Raw genomic sequence first — 17,266 nt, 5'->3', positions numbered from 1 at the left:
GCCGCGTGCTTCATGATGGCTGAAAGCCGTTTTGAGGACACGAATGACCATCGCCAGCGACACGCCCCTTCCCCGCATTGCCTTTCTGGGCACGGGCATCATGGGGCTTCCCATGGCCAGGCGCCTCGGCGAGGCCGGCTATGCGCCGCAGGTGTGGAACCGCACGCAGGCCAAGGCCGGCCCGCTGGCCGCATTGGGCGCGGTGGTCCATGCGCGGGCCGAGGCGGCGGTGGCCGGGGCCGATATCGTCATCAGCATGCTGGAAAGCGGCCCGGTGGTCGAAGCCGTGCTGTTCACGCAAGGCGTGGCCGCCGCGATGAAGCCCGGCGCGCTGTTTCTCGACATGGCATCCATCCAGCCTCGCGAAGCACGTGACCATGCGGCGCGCCTGGGCGCGCTGGGCATTTCCCACCTCGATGCGCCTGTGTCAGGCGGCCCCGGCGGCGCGGAAAGCGGCACGCTGGCCATCATGGCCGGCGGTCGGGCGGAAGACTTCGCGAGAGCCCTGCCGGTGCTCAAGCATTTTGGGCACGCGATCCACGTGGGCCCGCACGGCAGCGGCCAGCTCACCAAGCTGGCCAACCAGATGATTGTGGGCATCACCATAGGCGCGGTGGCCGAGGCGCTGCTCTTCACCTCGCGCGGCGGGGCCGACATGGCGAAGGTCAGGGAGGCCATCACCGGCGGCTTCGCCGACAGCCGCGTGCTGCAGTTGCACGGCCAGCGCATGCTGGAGCGCGACTTCGCGCCGCGCGCGCGCATGGACATCCAGCTCAAGGACATGCGCAACGCGCTGGCGACCGCCCAGGAGATCGGTTTTGAGGCGCCCATCACGGCGCTGTTCGAACGGCTTTATGCCGAGGGCGTCGAGAACGGCCTGACGGACCTGGACCAGTCGGCATTGTTTGTCGAACTGGCCAGCCGTAACGGCATGAGCTGAAGCGCTCAGCGCATCAACAAGGCGCGCGCCAGATAGCCTGCAATGCGCGGATTCTCCTTGATGCGCCGCATGCTGTAACCGTACCAGTCCTTGCCGCAGGGCACGTAGATGCGGACCGCATAGCCTTCCGCCAGCAGGCGATCCCGCAGGCCTTCGCACACGCCGAGCAGCATCTGGAACTCAAACGCGGTGGGGGCCACGCACCGGCCACGTGCCAGTGCGATCACCTGGTCCACGAGTTCCTCGTCATGCGTCGCGACGCCGACAAAGGTGCCGCTGTCAAAGCAGCGCGCGACCTGGCGCAGGAAGTGCGGGTTGATCGCGCGCCGGTCGTGCCAGGCGTCTTCCACAAGATGCTCGCGCCCCTCGACATAGATGCCTTTGCAGATGCGCAGGTTTTCACCCGCGCCGAGCAGCGGACCGATATCGTCGTCGGTGCGCTTGAGGTAGGCCTGCAGCACCAGGCCGACATTGGCATATCCGCGCTTTTTCAGGCGCAGCAACAAGTCGATCTCGCGTTGTGTGCAGCTCGCGTCCTCCATATCGATGCGCACAAAAGTTGAGTGGGCCCTGGCTGCGTCAAGCAGGCGTTCCAGGTTGCGCTCGCAATGGGCGTTGTCGAGCAGCAGGCCGAGCGCGGTCGGCTTGACCGAGATGTTCGCGCGCAGCCCGTCACGCGCGATCGCTTCGAGCACCTTGAGGTATTCGCGGGTCGTGTCGTTGGCCTGGGACAGGGAGTCGACGGTTTCGCCCAGAACGTCGACAGTTGCAGAAAAACCAGCAGCATTGAGCGCTGCGATGCGGTTGATCGCATCGGCCACGGTGTCGCCGGCGATATAGCGGCGCGAGACCTTGCGGATCAGCGCACGCGGCGCCAGCGGGATGGCCGAGGCCACCAGGGTATTGAACAGGGACATGAAGGTTTCCAAAAAATGAGTTGAACGTGACCGCGCGGACGATGCGGGATCGTCACGAATGAAAAAGGCGGTCGGGATCAGGCATCCGGCCTGGGTCGGTCCGGCGGATGCGGGCAGTGCTTCAGCCTTGTGTCAGGACGGGTGTCCGGGCGCGCGGAAGCAAAGAATCAGTTTTTTGAAAGAGGAGGCCAGGCGGCTGCGTGCATGTCGATGTGTTTTCGGGAGGCGCCGGACCGCCGGCGCCGCCATCGCATCATAGCTTCAGTGGCCGCGCAAATGGCCGCGCTAGTGGCCGAGCATATTGGTGCGCACATGCACCAGGTGCGCGACACAGAGTTCGCGCGCACGCTGCGCGTCTCGCTGCTGCAGCGCCTCCACCAGGCTGCGGTGTTCGCGCTGGTAATCCAGCCGGCGCTCGGGAGTGGCGCTGCGGCGCTTGAGCATGCCCCACTCGGCATCGGAGCGCGCCTGGTTCATCATGCGGAACACGCCGGAGATAAAGCTGTTGTGCGCGGAATCGGCGATGACCTCATGCAGCAGGCTGTCCCAGCGCTCGAAGTCTTCCAGCGTGGTGGCCGCTTCGGCCTTGGTGCAGCATTCGTGCATKCGCTCGAAGTCGGCTGAGTTGGCATTGCCTATGACCATCTCGATGATGGCCGGCTCCAGCGCCAGCCGGGCGCTCATGAGTTCGGCCGGGCTGGCCGAGCGCGCCGGCCCGCCTTCAGCCATGGCGGCCAGTGATTCGGCGATGTGCGCGCTGACATAGGTGCCGCTGCCCACCGTCTGGGTGATCAGGCCGCGCTCCTTCAAACCCGCCAGCACGCGGCGAACGGCCGCGCGGCTCAGGCCGCTTTGCTCGCTGAAGCTGCGCTCGGTCGGAATGCGGTGGCCCGCGCGCCATTTGCGCGACTTCAGGTTGTCGAGGATGGCTTCCTGCAGGGCTGTGGCGCTGTTCATGGGCTGGGTCGAGGTGGTGTGAACAGGGAAATGGAGGATTGGTCCCGATGATTGCAGCCTGTGCTCGAAGGCCGCATGGCCAAGCAAATTGGTCTCAATTGGTTTATCCATACTCCCTTCTAATTCCCTGCTTAAAAATAGGTGTTTTCCCGGAAAACTTCGCCGGACTTGTGCCTCCTGGTTGCGTATTGGTATTACTTGGTTCTACGATGGCCAGGATGAAAAGGTCGATAACAGGCCCCACCCAGGGGCCGGCACGGCCCACAACAGGAGACAAAATTTGCGCATCGCGACTTTCCAGTACCAGGGCCGGCGGCACGTCGGCCTCGTTTCGAGTGACGGCCAGAGCGTCACGCCGTTTGAGCTGACGCCCGAGCAGGCACGCACCGGCGCATTGCCCCTGATAGTGGCCGGCGGTGACCTCGCGCAAGCCGCCTTGCAAGGCAGCAGCCCTATGGCCATCAGCACTGTCAGGCTGGAAGCACCTCTGCCGCTGCCGCGCCGCAATATCTTTTGCGTGGGCCGCAACTACCACGCCCATGCCAAGGAACTGTCGGCCTCGGTTTTCAAAGACAACAATGCCAACCCAGAGTCCTGGCCCATCGTCTTCACCAAGGTGCCGGAATGCGTGGTCGGGCCGCATGACGACGTGGTGCTGCCAATCGGCGTATCGGAGCAGATCGACTATGAATCGGAACTCGCCGTTGTCATCGGCAAGGGCGGCCGCAACATCGCGCGCGCGGAGGCCATGGGGCATGTGTTCGGCTACACCATCGTCAACGACGTGACCGCGCGCGACGTGCAGATGCGCCACCAGCAATGGGACCTCGGCAAGTCCTTCGACACCTTTTGCCCCATGGGCCCGTGGATCGTCACGGCCGACGAGCTCGACGGCACCCGCACCCGCGTGCGCGGCTGGGTCAACGGCGAGCTGCGCCAGGACGGCCAAACCACGGACCTGATCTTCGACATTCCGACGCTGATCGAAACCTGCTCGCGCGGCATCACCCTTTACCCCGGCGACGTGATCGCCACCGGCACGCCTGCCGGCGTGGGCATGGGCATGACACCGCCGCGCTACCTCAAGGCGGGCGACGTGGTGCGCGTCGAGGTCGACGGCATTGGCGCGATTGAAAACCGTTTTGTGTGAATGAGGTTTTGAGCGCGCGTTGGTCGTGAAAGAGACAGGCATCAAGGTCGAACAAGCCCAAGTCACGACGCAGGCCATTGCCGCCCATAAAAAAAGCCGCTGCAGACAATGTCTGCAGCGGCTTTTTTGCTTTGCCGTTACGGCGCGATGCTTATCTAAGCATCAATCGCGAAAGGGCTTGGAGAATTTGCCGGGTTTCTTTGCCGCATCGCGGGGCACAAACACCTTGCCGGCAGGCTTGGCAAAACCAGGCTTGCGGTTGGCGAAGTCGGGGCGCGGTGCGAAACCTTCATTGCGGGAAGCAAAGCCTTCGTTGCGGGGAGCAAAATTGCGGTCATCGCGCTGGGCGAAACCGCCGTTGTTGTTGCCGCCGCCGAAGCCGCGGTCATCCTGCCGGCGCGGGCCGCGGTCATTGAAGCCCGAACGGTCTGCATAGTTGTTGCCGCCTTGCGGTGCGGGAGGACGGCCCTGGAAAGCGCCGCGATCACCGCCGCGATCGCCACCACGGTCATCACGGTTGTTGCCAAAGCCGGCAAAGCCGCCATTGCCAAAACCACCTGCCGGCTTGCGGCCGGCATAGCCGCCACGGTCACCGCCGCCGAAGCTGCGGCCGCCGCGGTCACCGCCGAAGTTGCCGCGTGGGCGATCGGAGGTGGGGGCGAAGCGCTGCTGCGGCTCCAGGCCGGCGATCACGCTGGGCTTGAGGTTCTGCTGCATGTAGTGCTCGATGTCCTGGATCTTGCGGCGATCACGGAACTCGGCGATCGTCACAGCCACGCCTTCGCGGCCGGCACGGCCCGTGCGGCCGATGCGGTGCACATAATCTTCGGCTTTCATGGGCAGGCCGTAGTTGATCACGTGGGTGATGGTGGGCACGTCGAGGCCGCGGGCGGCCACGTCGGTCGCCACCAGGATCTGCACGCGGCCGTCACGGAAAGCCATCAGGCGGCGGTTGCGCAGGCCTTGCCCCAGCGCGCCGTGCAGCGCCACGGCGCTGAAACCTTCTTGCACCAGGTCGTTGGCCAGGCCGTCGCATTCAACCTGGGTGCTCGCAAACACGATGGCCTGGTTGATGGTGGTGTCGCGCAGCAGGTGATCCAGCAGCTTGCGCTTGTGGGTCATGTTGTCGGCCCACAGCAAAGATTGCGTGATGGACGCATGCTTTTCGTGCGGCGAGTCGATTTCGACGCGCTGCGGCGTGCGCATGACGCGGGTGGCCAGTTGCATGATGCGGGGCGCGAAGGTGGCGCTGAACATCATGGTCTGCTTGCGCTCGATCGTGAGCTGGTTGACTTCGGTCAGGTCGTCGGCAAAGCCGAGGTCCAGCATGCGGTCGGCTTCGTCGACGACGAGGAACTGCACCTGGTCCAGCTTGATCTGCATGCTGCGCTGCAGGTCGAGCAGGCGGCCGGGCGTGGCGACCACGAGGTTGGCGTTCTGCAGCTTGGCGATTTGCAGTTGGTAAGGAATGCCGCCAACAACGTTGGCAACGCGCAGGCCGCGGCAATGGCGAACCAGGTCGATCGCGTCGGCGCAGACCTGCTGGGCCAGTTCGCGCGTGGGGCACAAAATCAGCGCGCCGGGCGTGGCGGCCTTGAAGTTGCGGGGGCTGGTCGGGTCTTTGCGCTTGGGCTTTTTCAGGGGGGCTTCGCCGCGGGCGACGGCCTCTGCGCTCAGGCGCTCAAACTCGGAGCGCTCAAAGCGTTCGGCGTCTTCCTGCTGCTTGAGCAGGGTGTGCAGCACGGGCAACAGGAAAGCGGCAGTCTTGCCGCTACCGGTCTGGCTGGAGACCAGCAAGTCGGTGAATTTGGTGGCTTTGGGGTCAGCATCCAGGGCCTGCATGGCCTTGGGGATGGTGGCCATCTGCACGGCGGTGGGCTTGGTGAAACCCATGTCGGCGACGGCTTGCAGCAGTTCCTTGGCCAAGCCAAGTGCTACAAAACCGTTGGGTTCCGCCACGATGGCGTCGAGCGACGTCGGGGTTGCTTCGGGTGCGTCGGAAAAATCCGGAACGGCGTTGAAAGCGGTGTCGTTGTTGTCGTTGGCAATGGCTTCGGGCAAAAAGTCGCCACGTGCCTCAAAAGAGTCAGTCATGTGTTTCTCACTAATCACCTGTCCGCAGCGCTTTTGGCGAGGGAACAGGAAACTTCACCTCCCGCGATGCGGAAGGATTCGTTCATGGTTAATAAAACATCAACCATCAAACGAATATGCAGCTTGGGTAGCGAGCGATCAACAAGGATGTTGGTGCTGTACCCGAAGCGGTGACTCCGTTGTGGAGTCCAAAAGTGTGAGGTAGATGTACAAATGCAGCGCACCCAGTGCAACTGCAAGCCCACGATTATAGCGTGCTTTACGGGTTTCTACCAGTCCCTTGTTGGTTAACGGCTATCACCACCGCCAATCGCTCTCATTTCAGGAGCATCCAGCGCATGCCCAGCCTCGCCAAATCGGGGAATGACCGAAAATCACTTCAGGAAGTGTTCCCGGTAATGCGTCAGCTCGTCGATGGATTCGTGCACGTCGGCCAGCGCCGTGTGGCTTTGGCGTTTCTTGAAAGCGCTGTAGACCTCGGGCCGCCAGCGTTTGGCCAATTCCTTGAAGGTGCTGACGTCAACGTTGCGGTAATGCAGAAAGGCCTCCAGCTTGGGCATGTACTTGACCAGGAAGCGCCTGTCCTGGCTGATGGTGTTGCCGCACAGGGGCGAGACGCCCTTGGGCACGTATTGCGCCAGAAAGGCCAGGATCTGTGCCTCGGCATCCGCCTCGCTCACGGTGCTGGCCTTGACTTTGTCGATCAGGCCGCTGCGCCCGTGGGTGCCCTTGTTCCAGCTGTCCATCTGGTCCAGCAACTCGTCGGTCTGGTGGACCGCCAGCACAGGGCCTTCGATACGCGGCGTGAGCTGCGGGCCGGTGACGATCACGGCGATTTCAATAATGCGTTCTTTTTCCGGGTCCAGCCCGGTCATTTCGCAGTCCAGCCAGACGAGGTTCTGGTCTGATTTTTTGAGTGTGGTTTCAATTTCGGGCATGCTCCGATTCTCGCTGATCGCCTAAACTGCCCGCTATGACCGACTATTCGCTTGTTTTCACCGGGGTGTTCTCGGCCGTGCTGGTGCTGGGCCTGCTGGTCAAGTTCTACCTGGCTTCGCGGCAGATCCGCCATGTGGCGCGCCATCGCGGCGCCGTGCCCGTGGCCTTTGCCGGCACCATCTCGCTCGAAGCGCACCAGAAGGCGGCCGACTACACCATCGCCAAGGCGCGCTTCGGCATGCTGGAGATGGCGTTTGGCGCCGCCGTACTGCTGGGCTGGACCCTGTTGGGCGGTATAGACGCGCTGAACCAGGCGCTGGCCGGCTCCAGCCTGGGCGCTTATGGCACCCTGCTTCCCCAACTGGCCTTGCTGGGCGCTTTCGGCCTCATCAGCGGCGTGCTGGACCTGCCCTTCACGCTGTACAGCACCTTCCGCATTGAAGAACGTTTCGGCTTCAACAAAATGAGCTTCAAGCTCTGGCTGGCCGACCTCGTGAAATCCACGCTGGTGGGCCTGGTCATAGGCCTGCCCATCGTGGCGCTGATCCTGTGGCTGATGGGCAGCGCGGGCCGCCTCTGGTGGCTCTGGGCCTGGAGCGCCTGGATGGGCTTCAACCTGCTGGTGCTGGTGCTCTATCCCACCGTCATCGCGCCCATGTTCAACAAGTTCAAGCCGCTCGAGGACGAAGCCTTGAAGGCGCGCGTGACGGCCCTGATGCAGCGCTGCGGCTTCGCGGCCAAGGGACTGTTCGTGATGGACGGCAGCAAGCGATCCGCTCATGCCAATGCCTATTTCACCGGTTTCGGCGCGGCCAAACGCGTGGTGTTTTACGACACCCTGCTCAAGCAGTTGAACCCGGGCGAGGTCGATGCCGTGTTGGCCCATGAGCTTGGCCACTTCAAGCACAAACACATCATCAAGCGCATCGCCTCGATGTTCGCCATGAGCCTGGCCGGCTTCGCGCTGCTGGGCTGGCTGTCGTCGCAGGTGTGGTTTTACACCGGCCTGGGCGTGCGCCCCAACCTGAACGGCGCCAACGACGCGCTGGCCTTGCTGCTGTTCCTGCTAGTGGTGCCGCTCTTCAGCTTTTTTATCTCGCCGGTGTTCGCCCAGTTCTCGCGCAAGCATGAGTTCGAGGCCGACGCCTATGCCGTCGCCCAGACCGACGGCAGGGACTTGCAGAGCGCGCTGCTCAAGCTCTACCAGGACAACGCCAGCACACTGACGCCCGACCCGGTGTTCGTGAAGTTTTACTACTCGCACCCCCCGGCCTCCGAACGGCTGGGCCGCATGACCCCTTCCCTTGAAAGCGCCGCGACATGAGCAACCCCATCCACCAGAACCGCCGGGCCCTGAGCGCCACCGAAATCGTCACGCAACTGAGCAAACTCAACGGCGAGCAAGCCCTGGGCTGGCGCCTGATCGACGGCTCCCTGGAAAAAACCTACAGCTTTAAAAACTACTACGAGACCATCGCCTTCGTGAACGCGCTGGCCTTCATCGCCAATGCCGAGGACCACCATCCCGACCTCGCGGTGAGTTATGGCAAATGCACGGTGCGCTTCAATACGCACGATGTGGACGGCGTTTCCGTCAGCGACTTCTTCTGCGCGTCGAAGGTAGACGCCCTGCTGGCTTGAGCAAACCGCAACGCCCTGCCGCGGCCCCCATGGCGGGGACGCAGCCGGGGCTGGTGGTGGCCGGCTTCGGCCGCCACGTGCTGGTGGAAACCGAGGCCGGCGAGCGCTTGATCTGCCACCCGCGCGGCAAAAAAAGCCAGGCCGTGGTCGGTGACCGCATCCGCTGGCTGCCTTCGGAAGACGAGGGCACGATCGAAAAAATCGAGGAACGCAGCAACCTGTTTTACCGGCAGGACGAGATGCGTACCAAGTCCTTCGCGGCTAACCTGGACCAGGTGCTGATCCTGATCGCCGCCGAGCCCGAATTCTCGGAAAGCCAGCTGACCCGCGCCCTGATCGCCGCCGAAGCCGAAGGCATCACGCCCGTCATCGCGCTGAACAAAAGCGACCTGGGTGAGCCCTTTACCCGCGCCTGGGCCAAGCTGGCCCCCTACCGGACCATGGGCTACCGCATGCTCTCGCTCGCGATCAAGCCCAAAGCCGAAGGCTCCAGGCCGGCGAACACCCAGGCGGCGGAACTGCAGGAACTGGTCGAACTGCTGCGCGGCAAAAAAACCCTGGTGCTGGGCCCCTCGGGCGCCGGCAAAAGCAGCCTGACCAACCTGCTGGTGCCCGAGGCGCGCGTGCTGACGGCCGAAATCTCGCAGGCCCTCAACTCAGGCAAGCACACCACCACCAGCACCACGCTGTACTGGGTGGACACCGGCGACGGAAACACGCGGGCCACGGCGCTGATCGATTCGCCTGGCTTCCAGGAATTCGGCCTGCACCACATCGAGCCCATGCGACTGGCCGGCTACATGCCGGACCTGAAAATCCACGCCCAGGACTGCAAGTTCTACAACTGCACGCACCTGCATGAACCGGGCTGCGGTGTGATTGCCGAGGTCAATGCGACCGACCACCCCAGCAGCATCAGCGCCAACCGCTACCGGCTGTACAGCGAACTGTTCGCGGAGCTCTCGCAGAGCCGTTATTGAAGCAAGTGTTTGGGCGGCGCGCCGCTCAACCGAGCAGTCGGGCCAGGGTCAGCAGGGCCAGCAGCACCATCCAGAGCACCACGGAGCGCCACACCAGCCCCACGATGCTGCGCAGGTGCGCGACTTCGGGCTCCCGGCCCGGTGTGGCCTCGGTGGCGATGCCGTCTTCCGCATCAAGCCCGCCGGCCTGGAAGCCTTGGGAGCTGTCCGGTGAGAAGGTTGTCTTGAGCGCCTCGCCGCCCAGGCGCACGTTGACGGCGCCGGAGGTGGCGGCCAGGATGATGCCGTCGTTGCGGTTTTCGGAAGCCGAAGGCGCATTCGCCGGAAATCGCTGCGTATAGGTGCGCCAGGCGTCGATCGCATCCTCAAAACTGCCGACGACCGCGAACCCCAGCGAGGTCACACGCGCCGGCACATAGTCGATCACGCCCCAGGCACGGCTGGCGGCCAGCTGCAGCGCCATGCTGGCGCCCTCGCCCGCCGCGGCGGCGGTTTTGCGTTTGTAGGCCCAGTAGCGCGAGACGAATTCGCTCATGCGATACAGCACCGCGCCCGCCGGTCCCAGTCCCAGCGCGGCCAGCACCGAAAACCAGCCCAGTACGCCGAACACATGGCGATGCGCGGCCAGCACCGAATACTCGATGACGTGGCGGACGATTTCGCTGCGCGGCAGCTCGCTGGCGTCCACCTGTCGCCATTGGGCCAACAGTTCGCGCGCAGTGGCCTCATCGCCGTCGTCCAGTGCGTCGCGGATGTCGGTGAAGTAGTGGCTGAACTGCCGAAAGCCCAGCGTGACGTACAGGATCGCCACGCTCCAGGCAAAAGCCAGCACGATGTTGATATTCCAGAGCAGCCAGTGGATCAGCATGGTGACCAGCGCCGGCACCATGACGGCGACCGTCCAGGCGATCCAGCCGTGGTGGGGTTTGCCGGCGTCAAGGCTGCGGTTAGTCCAGCGCGCCCAGCCGCGAAAGCCTGCATGAATCCAGTTGCCGCGGGCCAGTGGCCGGGCCTGTTCGATGATGAGTGCAAACAAAACGGCAAAAAAGCTCATGCTCGAATCATAGCGGCCCCCACGCTCCCCCACTGCGTGTGGGTCGCTGCCCCCCCCCGAGGGGGCCGCTGCGCCTGCGGTCCGGCGAAGCCGGTCCCGCGGCCCCTGCTGGCCTAAAACCCGCCCTCAGCAACGCTCAAGCAATCAGAAAACGATAGAGATTGCGCAGCATGCCGGCCGTCGCGCCCCAGATATAGCGCTCGCGGGCTTCGCTGCTGTCGCTCTCGACCGCGGGATCGGAGTACGGCATGGACAGCCATTGCCGGATGACGCCGTCGAATTCGACCTCGTGGCGGCGGTGGTGGGCGGGGTTCATCAGGTAGCCTAACGGCACCTCGAACACATCGGCCACTTCACCCGGATTGGGCTGCAGCGCGAAGCCGGGTTTCACCAGCGCCACCACCGGCGTGATGATGAAGGCCGTGCCGGTGACGTAAGTGGGCAAGGTTCCCAGCACCTCTACGTGCTCGCGCGGCAGGCCGATTTCCTCGTGGGCTTCGCGCAAGGCGGTGTCCACCGCGTCGCGGTCGGTGTCGTCCGTGCGGCCGCCCGGCAAGGCCACTTGGCCGGAATGCGTGGAGAGATTGGTGGTGCGCTCGGTCAGCAGCAGGGTCAACTCGTCGCGCATGACCAGCGGCACCAGCACGGCCGCCAGCGCCGGCGTGCGGTCGGTGAATTTTTTCTCGACGCTGTGTTCGGGTGTCCAGACCGGCGGATGCCGGAAGCGCTCGCGCAGGGCCTGCGCCGACAGCCGCTCCAGCGGCACGCCGGCCAGATGGTCGTCAATGCCCAGCACCGGGATGCTGCGGGGATCAAACTTGGGCAGCGGCTTGGAGGAATTCATGGGCGCGTGGAAGTAGGCGATGAGTTGTGGCGTGAGGCCGCGGGCATAAAAAAAGCCGCTCGGTGAGCGGCTTTTTTAAAGGGGCTGTTGGGGCCGCCCTGCATCCGGCCATGCCGGACCGGCAGATCAGGCGCCCAGCTTTTCCTTGATACGTGCGGATTTGCCGCTGCGGCTGCGCAGGTAGTACAGCTTGGCGCGACGCACATCACCGCGGCGCTTGACTTCAATCTTGGCGATCAGCGGGCTGTACACCTGGAAGGTGCGTTCGACGCCTTCGCCATTGGAGATCTTGCGGACGATGAAGCTGGAATTGAGGCCGCGATTGCGCTTGGCAATCACCACGCCTTCAAAAGCCTGCACACGCTTGCGGGTGCCTTCAACCACGTTCACGCTGACAATGACGGTGTCGCCAGGTGCGTAAGCGGGAATGGTTTTGTTGAGGCGGGAGATTTCTTCCTGCTCGAGGGTCTGGATCAGATTCATGATTTTTCCATCTAACTTTTTCGTTCATGCACGCGCTACGCTAAAGACCGCAAATCCATGGATTCATCCGGAGATGGTTCAGATGGTTGCAGTGGCCGCCAGAGGATCGAAAAGCCTTTGATTATAGCAAGCCAGGGCTTTGCTCAAGCGTCCTTGTCCGGGTTTTCGACCAGATCGGCCAGAAAAGCCTCGTCGCTTTCGCTCAAATGGCCACGTTCTCGCGCTTTTTGCACCAATTCGGGGCGTTCGTGCTGCGTCAAAGCCAGCCGCCGCTCACGCCGCCAGCGCTCGATGTGGGCATGGTTTCCGGACATCAGCGTGGCCGGCACCGGCTGGCCGCGCCAGCTTTCGGGCCGCGTGTAGTGCGGGCAATCCAGCAGGCCGTCGAGCGCCGGGTTGAAACTGTCGAATTGGTGGCTACCCTCATCGTTGAGCACGCCGGGCTGCAACCGGGCCACCGCGTCCAGCAAGGCCATGGCGGCGATCTCGCCGCCCGACAACACAAAGTCGCCCAGGCTGACCTGCAGGTCGATGTGGGCCTGGATGAAGCGCTGGTCCAGCCCCTCGTAACGGCCGCAAACCAGCACCGCACCGGCGCTGGCCGACCAGCTTTCAACACCGGCATGGTCGAGCACCTTGCCTATGGGCGAAAACAATACCGTGGGCACCTTGGGCGCACCGCCGGCGGCGCGGTCGGCGTGGATGGCTTGCAGGCACAGCGCGAGCGGCTCGGCCATCATCACCATGCCGGGGCCGCCGCCAAATGGCCGGTCGTCCACCCGGCGGTAATTGCCGTCGGCATATTCGCGGGGGTTCCAGAGCTTGACCTCGACCAGGCCTGATTCATAGGCACGGCGGGTGACGCCGCTGGCCAGGAAAGGCGCGAAGAGTTCGGGAAACAGGGTGATGACGTCAAAGCGCATGGAAAGGCTATTTTGCGCGAGCCGGGCGCCGAGGGGAAATGGGACTGGAAAGGCCCCGAAAGAGACCCCGGAAAGCGGCAGGCCTCAGTAGTCGGGCTGCSAGTCCACGGTGATGCATTTGCCGGCGATATCGACGGCGTCGACATAGACCGAAACAAACGGAATCATGCGTTCGGCGGTGGCGCTGCTGCCGTCTTCCTGCTGGGCGGTGTATTCCACGCAGAGCACGGAATGCGGGCCGGTGGCCATCAGGTCGCGCACCAGCCCCAGGTCAACACCTTCGCGGTTGACCACCTTCAGGCCGATCAGGTCGACCCAGTAGTACTCGTCCTTGGAGGCGGCGGGAAAGCTGCTGCGCGGCAAAAAGATACGCACGCCGCGCAAGGCCTCGGCGGCATTGCGGTCGTCCAGGCCGGTGAACTTGGCGACGACGGAATCGGAATGGACTTTGGCCTCGTCCACGCTGAGCGTGACGGTGCCGGAAAACAGGGTGAAACCCGGGCGGAATTTGGCGTCTGGCGCCTGCAAAAACCAGGATTTAGCCGCGAAAAGCGCTTCTGGATCGGTGCTGTGCGGCAGGATTTTCACCCAGCCCTTGACGCCCCAGGCATCCAGGATGCGCCCGACTTCAATGGCGTCGCCCGGCAAGCTTGAGGGTGTCAAGCCCGCGGACGGCGAGAGGCCGGGCTGCATCGAAACTTGAATAAGTTTCTGGAGATCAGGCGGCCTTGGCGGCGCCTTGCTTGACCAGGCGTTCCACGGTCGGGGACGGCTGTGCGCCGACACCGATCCAGTGGGTCAGACGGTCTTGCGCAATGCGCAGGCTCTCTTCGCCACCTTTCGCGATCGGGTTGTAAAAACCGATGCGCTCGATGAAACGGCCGTCGCGGCGGACGCGCTTGTCAGCCACAACAATGTTGAAAAAAGGACGGTGCTTGGAACCGCCGCGTGCAAGTCGAATGACGACCATGATTTATCCTTCGGGTGGTGGGGCTTACCGGTAAAGTAGATACCCCAATGTTCTGCAGCGCTTGAGACACACGACATGGCCACCCGGCCAGCGAATTGCTGCAAAGCCTGAGATTATAGCCTGCCGGACGGTTTTCCCGGAAATTTACCCTTCTTCCCTGCCTTTCGCTGCTTCCAACCGCCCTGCGCGCCCTCCTCCATGCCCCTCATACGCCCCAGCCGCGACGAAGACATTCCCGCCATCACCGCCATTTACGGCCACCACGTGCTGCACGGCACGGGAACCTTTGAAACCGAGCCGCCCGGCGAAGCCGACATGGCTACCCGCCGGGCCGACGTGCTGTCCAAAGGCCTGCCCTACCTGGTCGCGGAGCAAGACGGCAAGATCGCCGGCTTCGCCTACGGCAACTGGTTCAAGCCGCGCCCGGCCTACCGCTTCTCGGTGGAAGACTCCATTTACCTGGCCCCCGACCAACACCGCAAGGGCCTGGGCCGCGCCCTGCTGGCCGAACTGCTGGCGCGGTTTGAGGCCGTGGGCATACGCAAGGCCATGGCGGTGATCGGCGACTCGGCCAACGCCGGTTCGGTGGGCGTGCACCGCTCGCTCGGCTTCACTGAGGTCGGCACGGTTCGCTCCTGCGGCTGGAAATTCGGCGCCTGGCGTGACATCGTCATCATGGAAAAGACCCTGGGCGCAGGTGACACGCAGCCGCCGCCCGGGCAGCCCGCCGCATAATCGCCGCATGCAGACCGCCTCCTCCTCTCCCAAAGCCCCCAAAAACAAAACCCTGGCCGCCTGGCTGGCCTTCATCACCGGCCAGCTCGGTGTGCACCGCCTTTACCTGTTCGGCCTGGGCGACGTCTGGGCCTGGCTGCATCCCATCGCCGCCGCGCTGGGCTGGTGGGGCGTGGAGCGCGTGCGGCAATACGGCCAGGACGACCACCTGGCCTGGGTGCTGATCCCCCTGCTGGGATTCACCCTGGCCGGCACGGCGCTGACCGCGATCTACTACGGCCTGATGCCGACGGAAAAATGGAATGCGCTGCACAACGCCGGCACGCCGGCCACCCAAGCCGGCAATACCAACTGGCTGACCATAGGTGCGGTGGTGTTTGCGCTGCTGTTCGGCACGATTTCACTGATGTCCAGCATCGTCTTCAGCTTCCAGCGCTACTTCGAGTACCAGGTTGAAGAAGCGAAGAAGATAAGCCAGTAGGTAGAGCCCCCACGCTTTTCACTGCGTGTAATGCGCTGCCCCCCCGAGGGGGCGCTACGCCTGCGGCCTGGCAAAGCCAGTTCCGCGGCCCCGGCTTGTTTAAGAGCCCTCTCCTGGCTCGATGCTCGTGATCAGAACACCTGAAGGCTGACCCAGTAAGCAATCGCCGCCACGAAGGCCGAGGCGGGGATGGTGAAAATCCAGGCCCAGACGATGTTGCCGGCCACGCCCCAGCGCACGGCCGAAGCGCGCTGCGTGGAGCCCACGCCGACGATGGCGCCCGTGATGGTGTGTGTGGTGGAAACGGGAATGCCCAGCGCCGTTGCCAGGAACAGCGTCAGCGCGCCGCCGGTTTCGGCGCAAAAGCCGCCCACGGGCTTGAGCTTGGTGATCTTCTGGCCCATGGTTTTCACGATGCGCCAGCCGCCGAACATGGTGCCGAAACCGATGGCGATGTAGCAGACGATGACCACCCAGATGGGCAGGTGTTCGGTGGTCGCCATCATCCAGACCGGCAGGCCCTGCACGTTGCTGGTCGTCGCGGCGATCAGCAGCAGCCAGATGATGCCGGCGGTTTTCTGCGCGTCGTTGCCGCCATGGCCCAGGCTGTAAGCGCCCGCGGACACCAGCTGAAGACGGCGGAACCAGCGGTCGGCCCGTGACGGCGTCGAGCGGCGGAACAGCCAGGCTACCGCCACCATCATCAGCGAACCCAGCAAAAAGCCCAGCAAGGGCGACACGAAAATAAAGGCCACCACCTTGAACACGCCCGATGCGATCAGCGCACTGGCGCCGGCCTTGGCGATCACCGCGCCCACGATGCCGCCTATCAGGGCATGCGAGGAACTGCTGGGAATGCCGTAGAACCAGGTGACGATGTTCCAGGTGATCGCCCCTGTCAGCGCACCGAACACCACATGGGTGTCGACCACCCCGGGCATCACGATGCCCTTGCCTATGGTCGCCGCCACGCTCAGGTGGAAGATGAAATACGCGAGGAAGTTGAAGAAGGCGGCGAACAGCACCGCCTGCCCCGGCTTGAGCACGCCCGTCGACACCACCGTGGCAATCGAGTTGGCCGCGTCATGAAAGCCGTTCATGAAGTCGAAGGCGATGGCCAGGAAGACCAGCAGGAACACCACCCACAGGGCGGCCTGTACGGTTTGCATGATTCAGGCGCCCGGGTTCAGGAGTTCTCGAGGACGATGCCCTCGATCAGGTTGGCCACGTCCTCGCACTTGTCGGTGATGGTCTCGAGCAGTTCGTACACCGCCTTGAGCTTGATGACTTCGCGCACGTCGGGCTCTTCGCGGAACAGCCGGCTCATGGCCGAGCGCATCACGCGGTCGGCGTCGGACTCGAGCTTGTCGATTTCCTCGCAGGTCTTGAGCGCGGCTTCGGCCGTCGCGGCGTCGCTGACTTTTTCGATCAGCGCCACGGCGTCCTGGAGGCGTTCGCAGCATTTGACGCTGAGGTCGGTCAGCCGCACGATGTCCTCTGTCATGTGGCGCACGTCATACAGCGCCATGGTTTCGGCCGAATCCTGGATCAGGTCGGCGACATCGTCCATGGTGTTGATGAGCTTGTGGATCTGCTCACGGTCGATGGGCGTGATGAAAGTCTTGTGCAGCGCGCGGTTGACTTCATGCGTGATGCGGTCGGCGGCGCGCTCGGCATGGTCGACTTCACGGTTGAAGGCTTCGCGCTTTTCCACGTCGCTGTAGTTCGCGACCAGCTTGGAAAAGGCGTGGGCCGCCTCCACGATGCGTTCTGCATGCTGGTTGAACATCTCGAAAAAAATGCCTTCACGCGGCAGCAATTTGCCAAACAGCATGTTGTTTCCTCAGGAAATATGTCAAAAGTATGACGTTTTTGTGACTGCCGGGAGTTTAACCGCCTCGGATTTCGGGGCGGTTTGGGGGCTGGCGGTGGATTTTCTGCTTGGGCTTGCTGGCCGGGGTTGCCCGGCGGCAAGTAACTTTCTTTTGCTTCGCCAAAAGAAAGTCACCAAAGAAAAGGCGACCCTGGTTGCTGCGTCCCTACGCTTCGCTACGGGCAACCTGCGGTGCTCGGTCCAGGCGGGGTCTCGCTAAACTCGCCTTCGGCTCAAACAACGCGATCCCTGATCCGCCTGAACCTGCGCTCCTCGGCGCATCCA

19 protein-coding genes are annotated in these 17,266 nt (G+C 63.6%); 7 read left to right on the top strand and 12 right to left on the bottom strand.

Annotation, left to right across the window (positions count from 1 at the left end; all coding sequences use genetic code 11):
• Positions 1 to 43 precede the first annotated feature (43 nt).
• Positions 44 to 940, top strand: coding sequence for an NAD(P)-dependent oxidoreductase (locus AC1D1Y_RS09655; RefSeq protein WP_477682141.1), 897 nt, complete (start codon positions 44 to 46; stop codon positions 938 to 940).
• Positions 941 to 945: 5 nt separating this feature from the next.
• On the opposite strand, the gene AC1D1Y_RS09650 is transcribed toward AC1D1Y_RS09655, so the two are convergent.
• Both AC1D1Y_RS09650 and AC1D1Y_RS09645 read right to left on the bottom strand, forming a co-directional pair.
• Positions 946 to 1,857: a proline dehydrogenase family protein gene (locus AC1D1Y_RS09650; RefSeq protein WP_477682140.1), complete on the bottom strand. Its 912-nt coding sequence runs from the start codon at positions 1,855 to 1,857 to the stop codon at positions 946 to 948.
• A 285-nt stretch (positions 1,858 to 2,142) separates the two neighbouring features.
• Positions 2,143 to 2,814, bottom strand: a complete 672-nt coding sequence (locus AC1D1Y_RS09645) for a FadR/GntR family transcriptional regulator (protein ID WP_477653499.1) — start codon at positions 2,812 to 2,814, stop codon at positions 2,143 to 2,145.
• Positions 2,815 to 3,094: 280 nt separating this feature from the next.
• Between AC1D1Y_RS09645 and AC1D1Y_RS09640 the strand changes: the two genes are divergently transcribed.
• Positions 3,095 to 3,964, top strand: coding sequence for a fumarylacetoacetate hydrolase family protein (locus tag AC1D1Y_RS09640; RefSeq protein ID WP_477682139.1), 870 nt, complete (start codon positions 3,095 to 3,097; stop codon positions 3,962 to 3,964).
• 162 nt (positions 3,965 to 4,126) lie between these two features.
• On the opposite strand, the gene AC1D1Y_RS09635 is transcribed toward AC1D1Y_RS09640, so the two are convergent.
• Both AC1D1Y_RS09635 and orn read right to left on the bottom strand, forming a co-directional pair.
• The gene (locus AC1D1Y_RS09635; RefSeq protein ID WP_477682138.1) at positions 4,127 to 6,058 is read right to left on the bottom strand and encodes a DEAD/DEAH box helicase; all 1,932 of its coding nucleotides are present in this window, start codon (positions 6,056 to 6,058) and stop codon (positions 4,127 to 4,129) included.
• A gap of 374 nt (positions 6,059 to 6,432) precedes the next feature.
• The gene (orn, locus tag AC1D1Y_RS09630; protein ID WP_477682137.1) at positions 6,433 to 6,996 is read right to left on the bottom strand and encodes an oligoribonuclease; all 564 of its coding nucleotides are present in this window, start codon (positions 6,994 to 6,996) and stop codon (positions 6,433 to 6,435) included.
• Positions 6,997 to 7,031: 35 nt separating this feature from the next.
• On the opposite strand from orn, the gene AC1D1Y_RS09625 reads away from it, so the two are divergent.
• The 3 genes from AC1D1Y_RS09625 to rsgA are packed head-to-tail and all read left to right on the top strand — an operon-like array spanning position 7,032 to position 9,618.
• The gene (locus tag AC1D1Y_RS09625) at positions 7,032 to 8,321 is read left to right on the top strand and encodes a M48 family metallopeptidase (protein ID WP_477682136.1); all 1,290 of its coding nucleotides are present in this window, start codon (positions 7,032 to 7,034) and stop codon (positions 8,319 to 8,321) included.
• Positions 8,318 to 8,638: a 4a-hydroxytetrahydrobiopterin dehydratase gene (locus tag AC1D1Y_RS09620; protein ID WP_436157846.1), complete on the top strand. Its 321-nt coding sequence runs from the start codon at positions 8,318 to 8,320 to the stop codon at positions 8,636 to 8,638. The genes AC1D1Y_RS09625 and AC1D1Y_RS09620 overlap by 4 nt, the downstream gene beginning before the upstream one ends.
• Positions 8,635 to 9,618, top strand: a complete 984-nt coding sequence (gene rsgA, locus AC1D1Y_RS09615) for a ribosome small subunit-dependent GTPase A (RefSeq protein ID WP_477682135.1) — start codon at positions 8,635 to 8,637, stop codon at positions 9,616 to 9,618. Before AC1D1Y_RS09620 ends, rsgA begins: the two co-directional genes overlap by 4 nt.
• A gap of 25 nt (positions 9,619 to 9,643) precedes the next feature.
• On the opposite strand, the gene AC1D1Y_RS09610 is transcribed toward rsgA, so the two are convergent.
• From AC1D1Y_RS09610 to rpsP, 6 genes are all read right to left on the bottom strand, one after another.
• Positions 9,644 to 10,672: a CobD/CbiB family protein gene (locus tag AC1D1Y_RS09610; protein ID WP_477682134.1), complete on the bottom strand. Its 1,029-nt coding sequence runs from the start codon at positions 10,670 to 10,672 to the stop codon at positions 9,644 to 9,646.
• A 136-nt stretch (positions 10,673 to 10,808) separates the two neighbouring features.
• Positions 10,809 to 11,516, bottom strand: a complete 708-nt coding sequence (locus tag AC1D1Y_RS09605; protein ID WP_477682133.1) for a CoA pyrophosphatase — start codon at positions 11,514 to 11,516, stop codon at positions 10,809 to 10,811.
• 126 nt (positions 11,517 to 11,642) lie between these two features.
• A complete protein-coding gene (rplS, locus tag AC1D1Y_RS09600; protein WP_007865865.1) occupies positions 11,643 to 11,999 on the bottom strand; it encodes a 50S ribosomal protein L19 in 357 nt (118 codons plus the stop codon).
• A 143-nt stretch (positions 12,000 to 12,142) separates the two neighbouring features.
• A complete protein-coding gene (gene trmD, locus AC1D1Y_RS09595) occupies positions 12,143 to 12,922 on the bottom strand; it encodes a tRNA (guanosine(37)-N1)-methyltransferase TrmD (protein ID WP_477682132.1) in 780 nt (259 codons plus the stop codon).
• An 84-nt stretch (positions 12,923 to 13,006) separates the two neighbouring features.
• Complete coding sequence (rimM, locus tag AC1D1Y_RS09590; RefSeq protein WP_477682131.1) at positions 13,007 to 13,615, bottom strand: ribosome maturation factor RimM; 609 nt, start codon at positions 13,613 to 13,615, stop codon at positions 13,007 to 13,009.
• Positions 13,616 to 13,640: 25 nt separating this feature from the next.
• Positions 13,641 to 13,892 carry a 30S ribosomal protein S16 gene (gene rpsP, locus AC1D1Y_RS09585; RefSeq protein WP_436157853.1) on the bottom strand — a complete coding sequence of 84 codons (252 nt, stop codon included), beginning with the start codon at positions 13,890 to 13,892 and terminating at the stop codon, positions 13,641 to 13,643.
• Positions 13,893 to 14,090: 198 nt separating this feature from the next.
• Between rpsP and AC1D1Y_RS09580 the strand changes: the two genes are divergently transcribed.
• Together AC1D1Y_RS09580 and AC1D1Y_RS09575 are read left to right on the top strand one after the other, a co-directional pair.
• Positions 14,091 to 14,627 (top strand): N-acetyltransferase family protein, encoded by a 537-nt coding sequence (locus AC1D1Y_RS09580; protein WP_477682130.1) that lies wholly within the window; start codon positions 14,091 to 14,093, stop codon positions 14,625 to 14,627.
• A 7-nt stretch (positions 14,628 to 14,634) separates the two neighbouring features.
• On the top strand, positions 14,635 to 15,108 hold the full coding sequence (locus tag AC1D1Y_RS09575; RefSeq protein WP_477682129.1) for a hypothetical protein: 474 nt from the start codon (positions 14,635 to 14,637) through the stop codon (positions 15,106 to 15,108).
• Between the two features lie 131 nt (positions 15,109 to 15,239).
• Here AC1D1Y_RS09575 and AC1D1Y_RS09570 read toward each other — a convergent pair whose 3' ends face one another.
• Positions 15,240 to 16,277: an inorganic phosphate transporter gene (locus AC1D1Y_RS09570; RefSeq protein WP_477682128.1), complete on the bottom strand. Its 1,038-nt coding sequence runs from the start codon at positions 16,275 to 16,277 to the stop codon at positions 15,240 to 15,242.
• A gap of 17 nt (positions 16,278 to 16,294) precedes the next feature.
• The gene (locus AC1D1Y_RS09565; RefSeq protein ID WP_477682127.1) at positions 16,295 to 16,942 is read right to left on the bottom strand and encodes a DUF47 domain-containing protein; all 648 of its coding nucleotides are present in this window, start codon (positions 16,940 to 16,942) and stop codon (positions 16,295 to 16,297) included.
• Positions 16,943 to 17,266 lie beyond the last annotated feature (324 nt).

Source organism: Polaromonas sp. P1_G1 (assembly GCF_056405595.1).
Note: the sequence above shows the minus strand (reverse complement) of the source record. Positions and strands in the feature narration are given on the sequence as shown.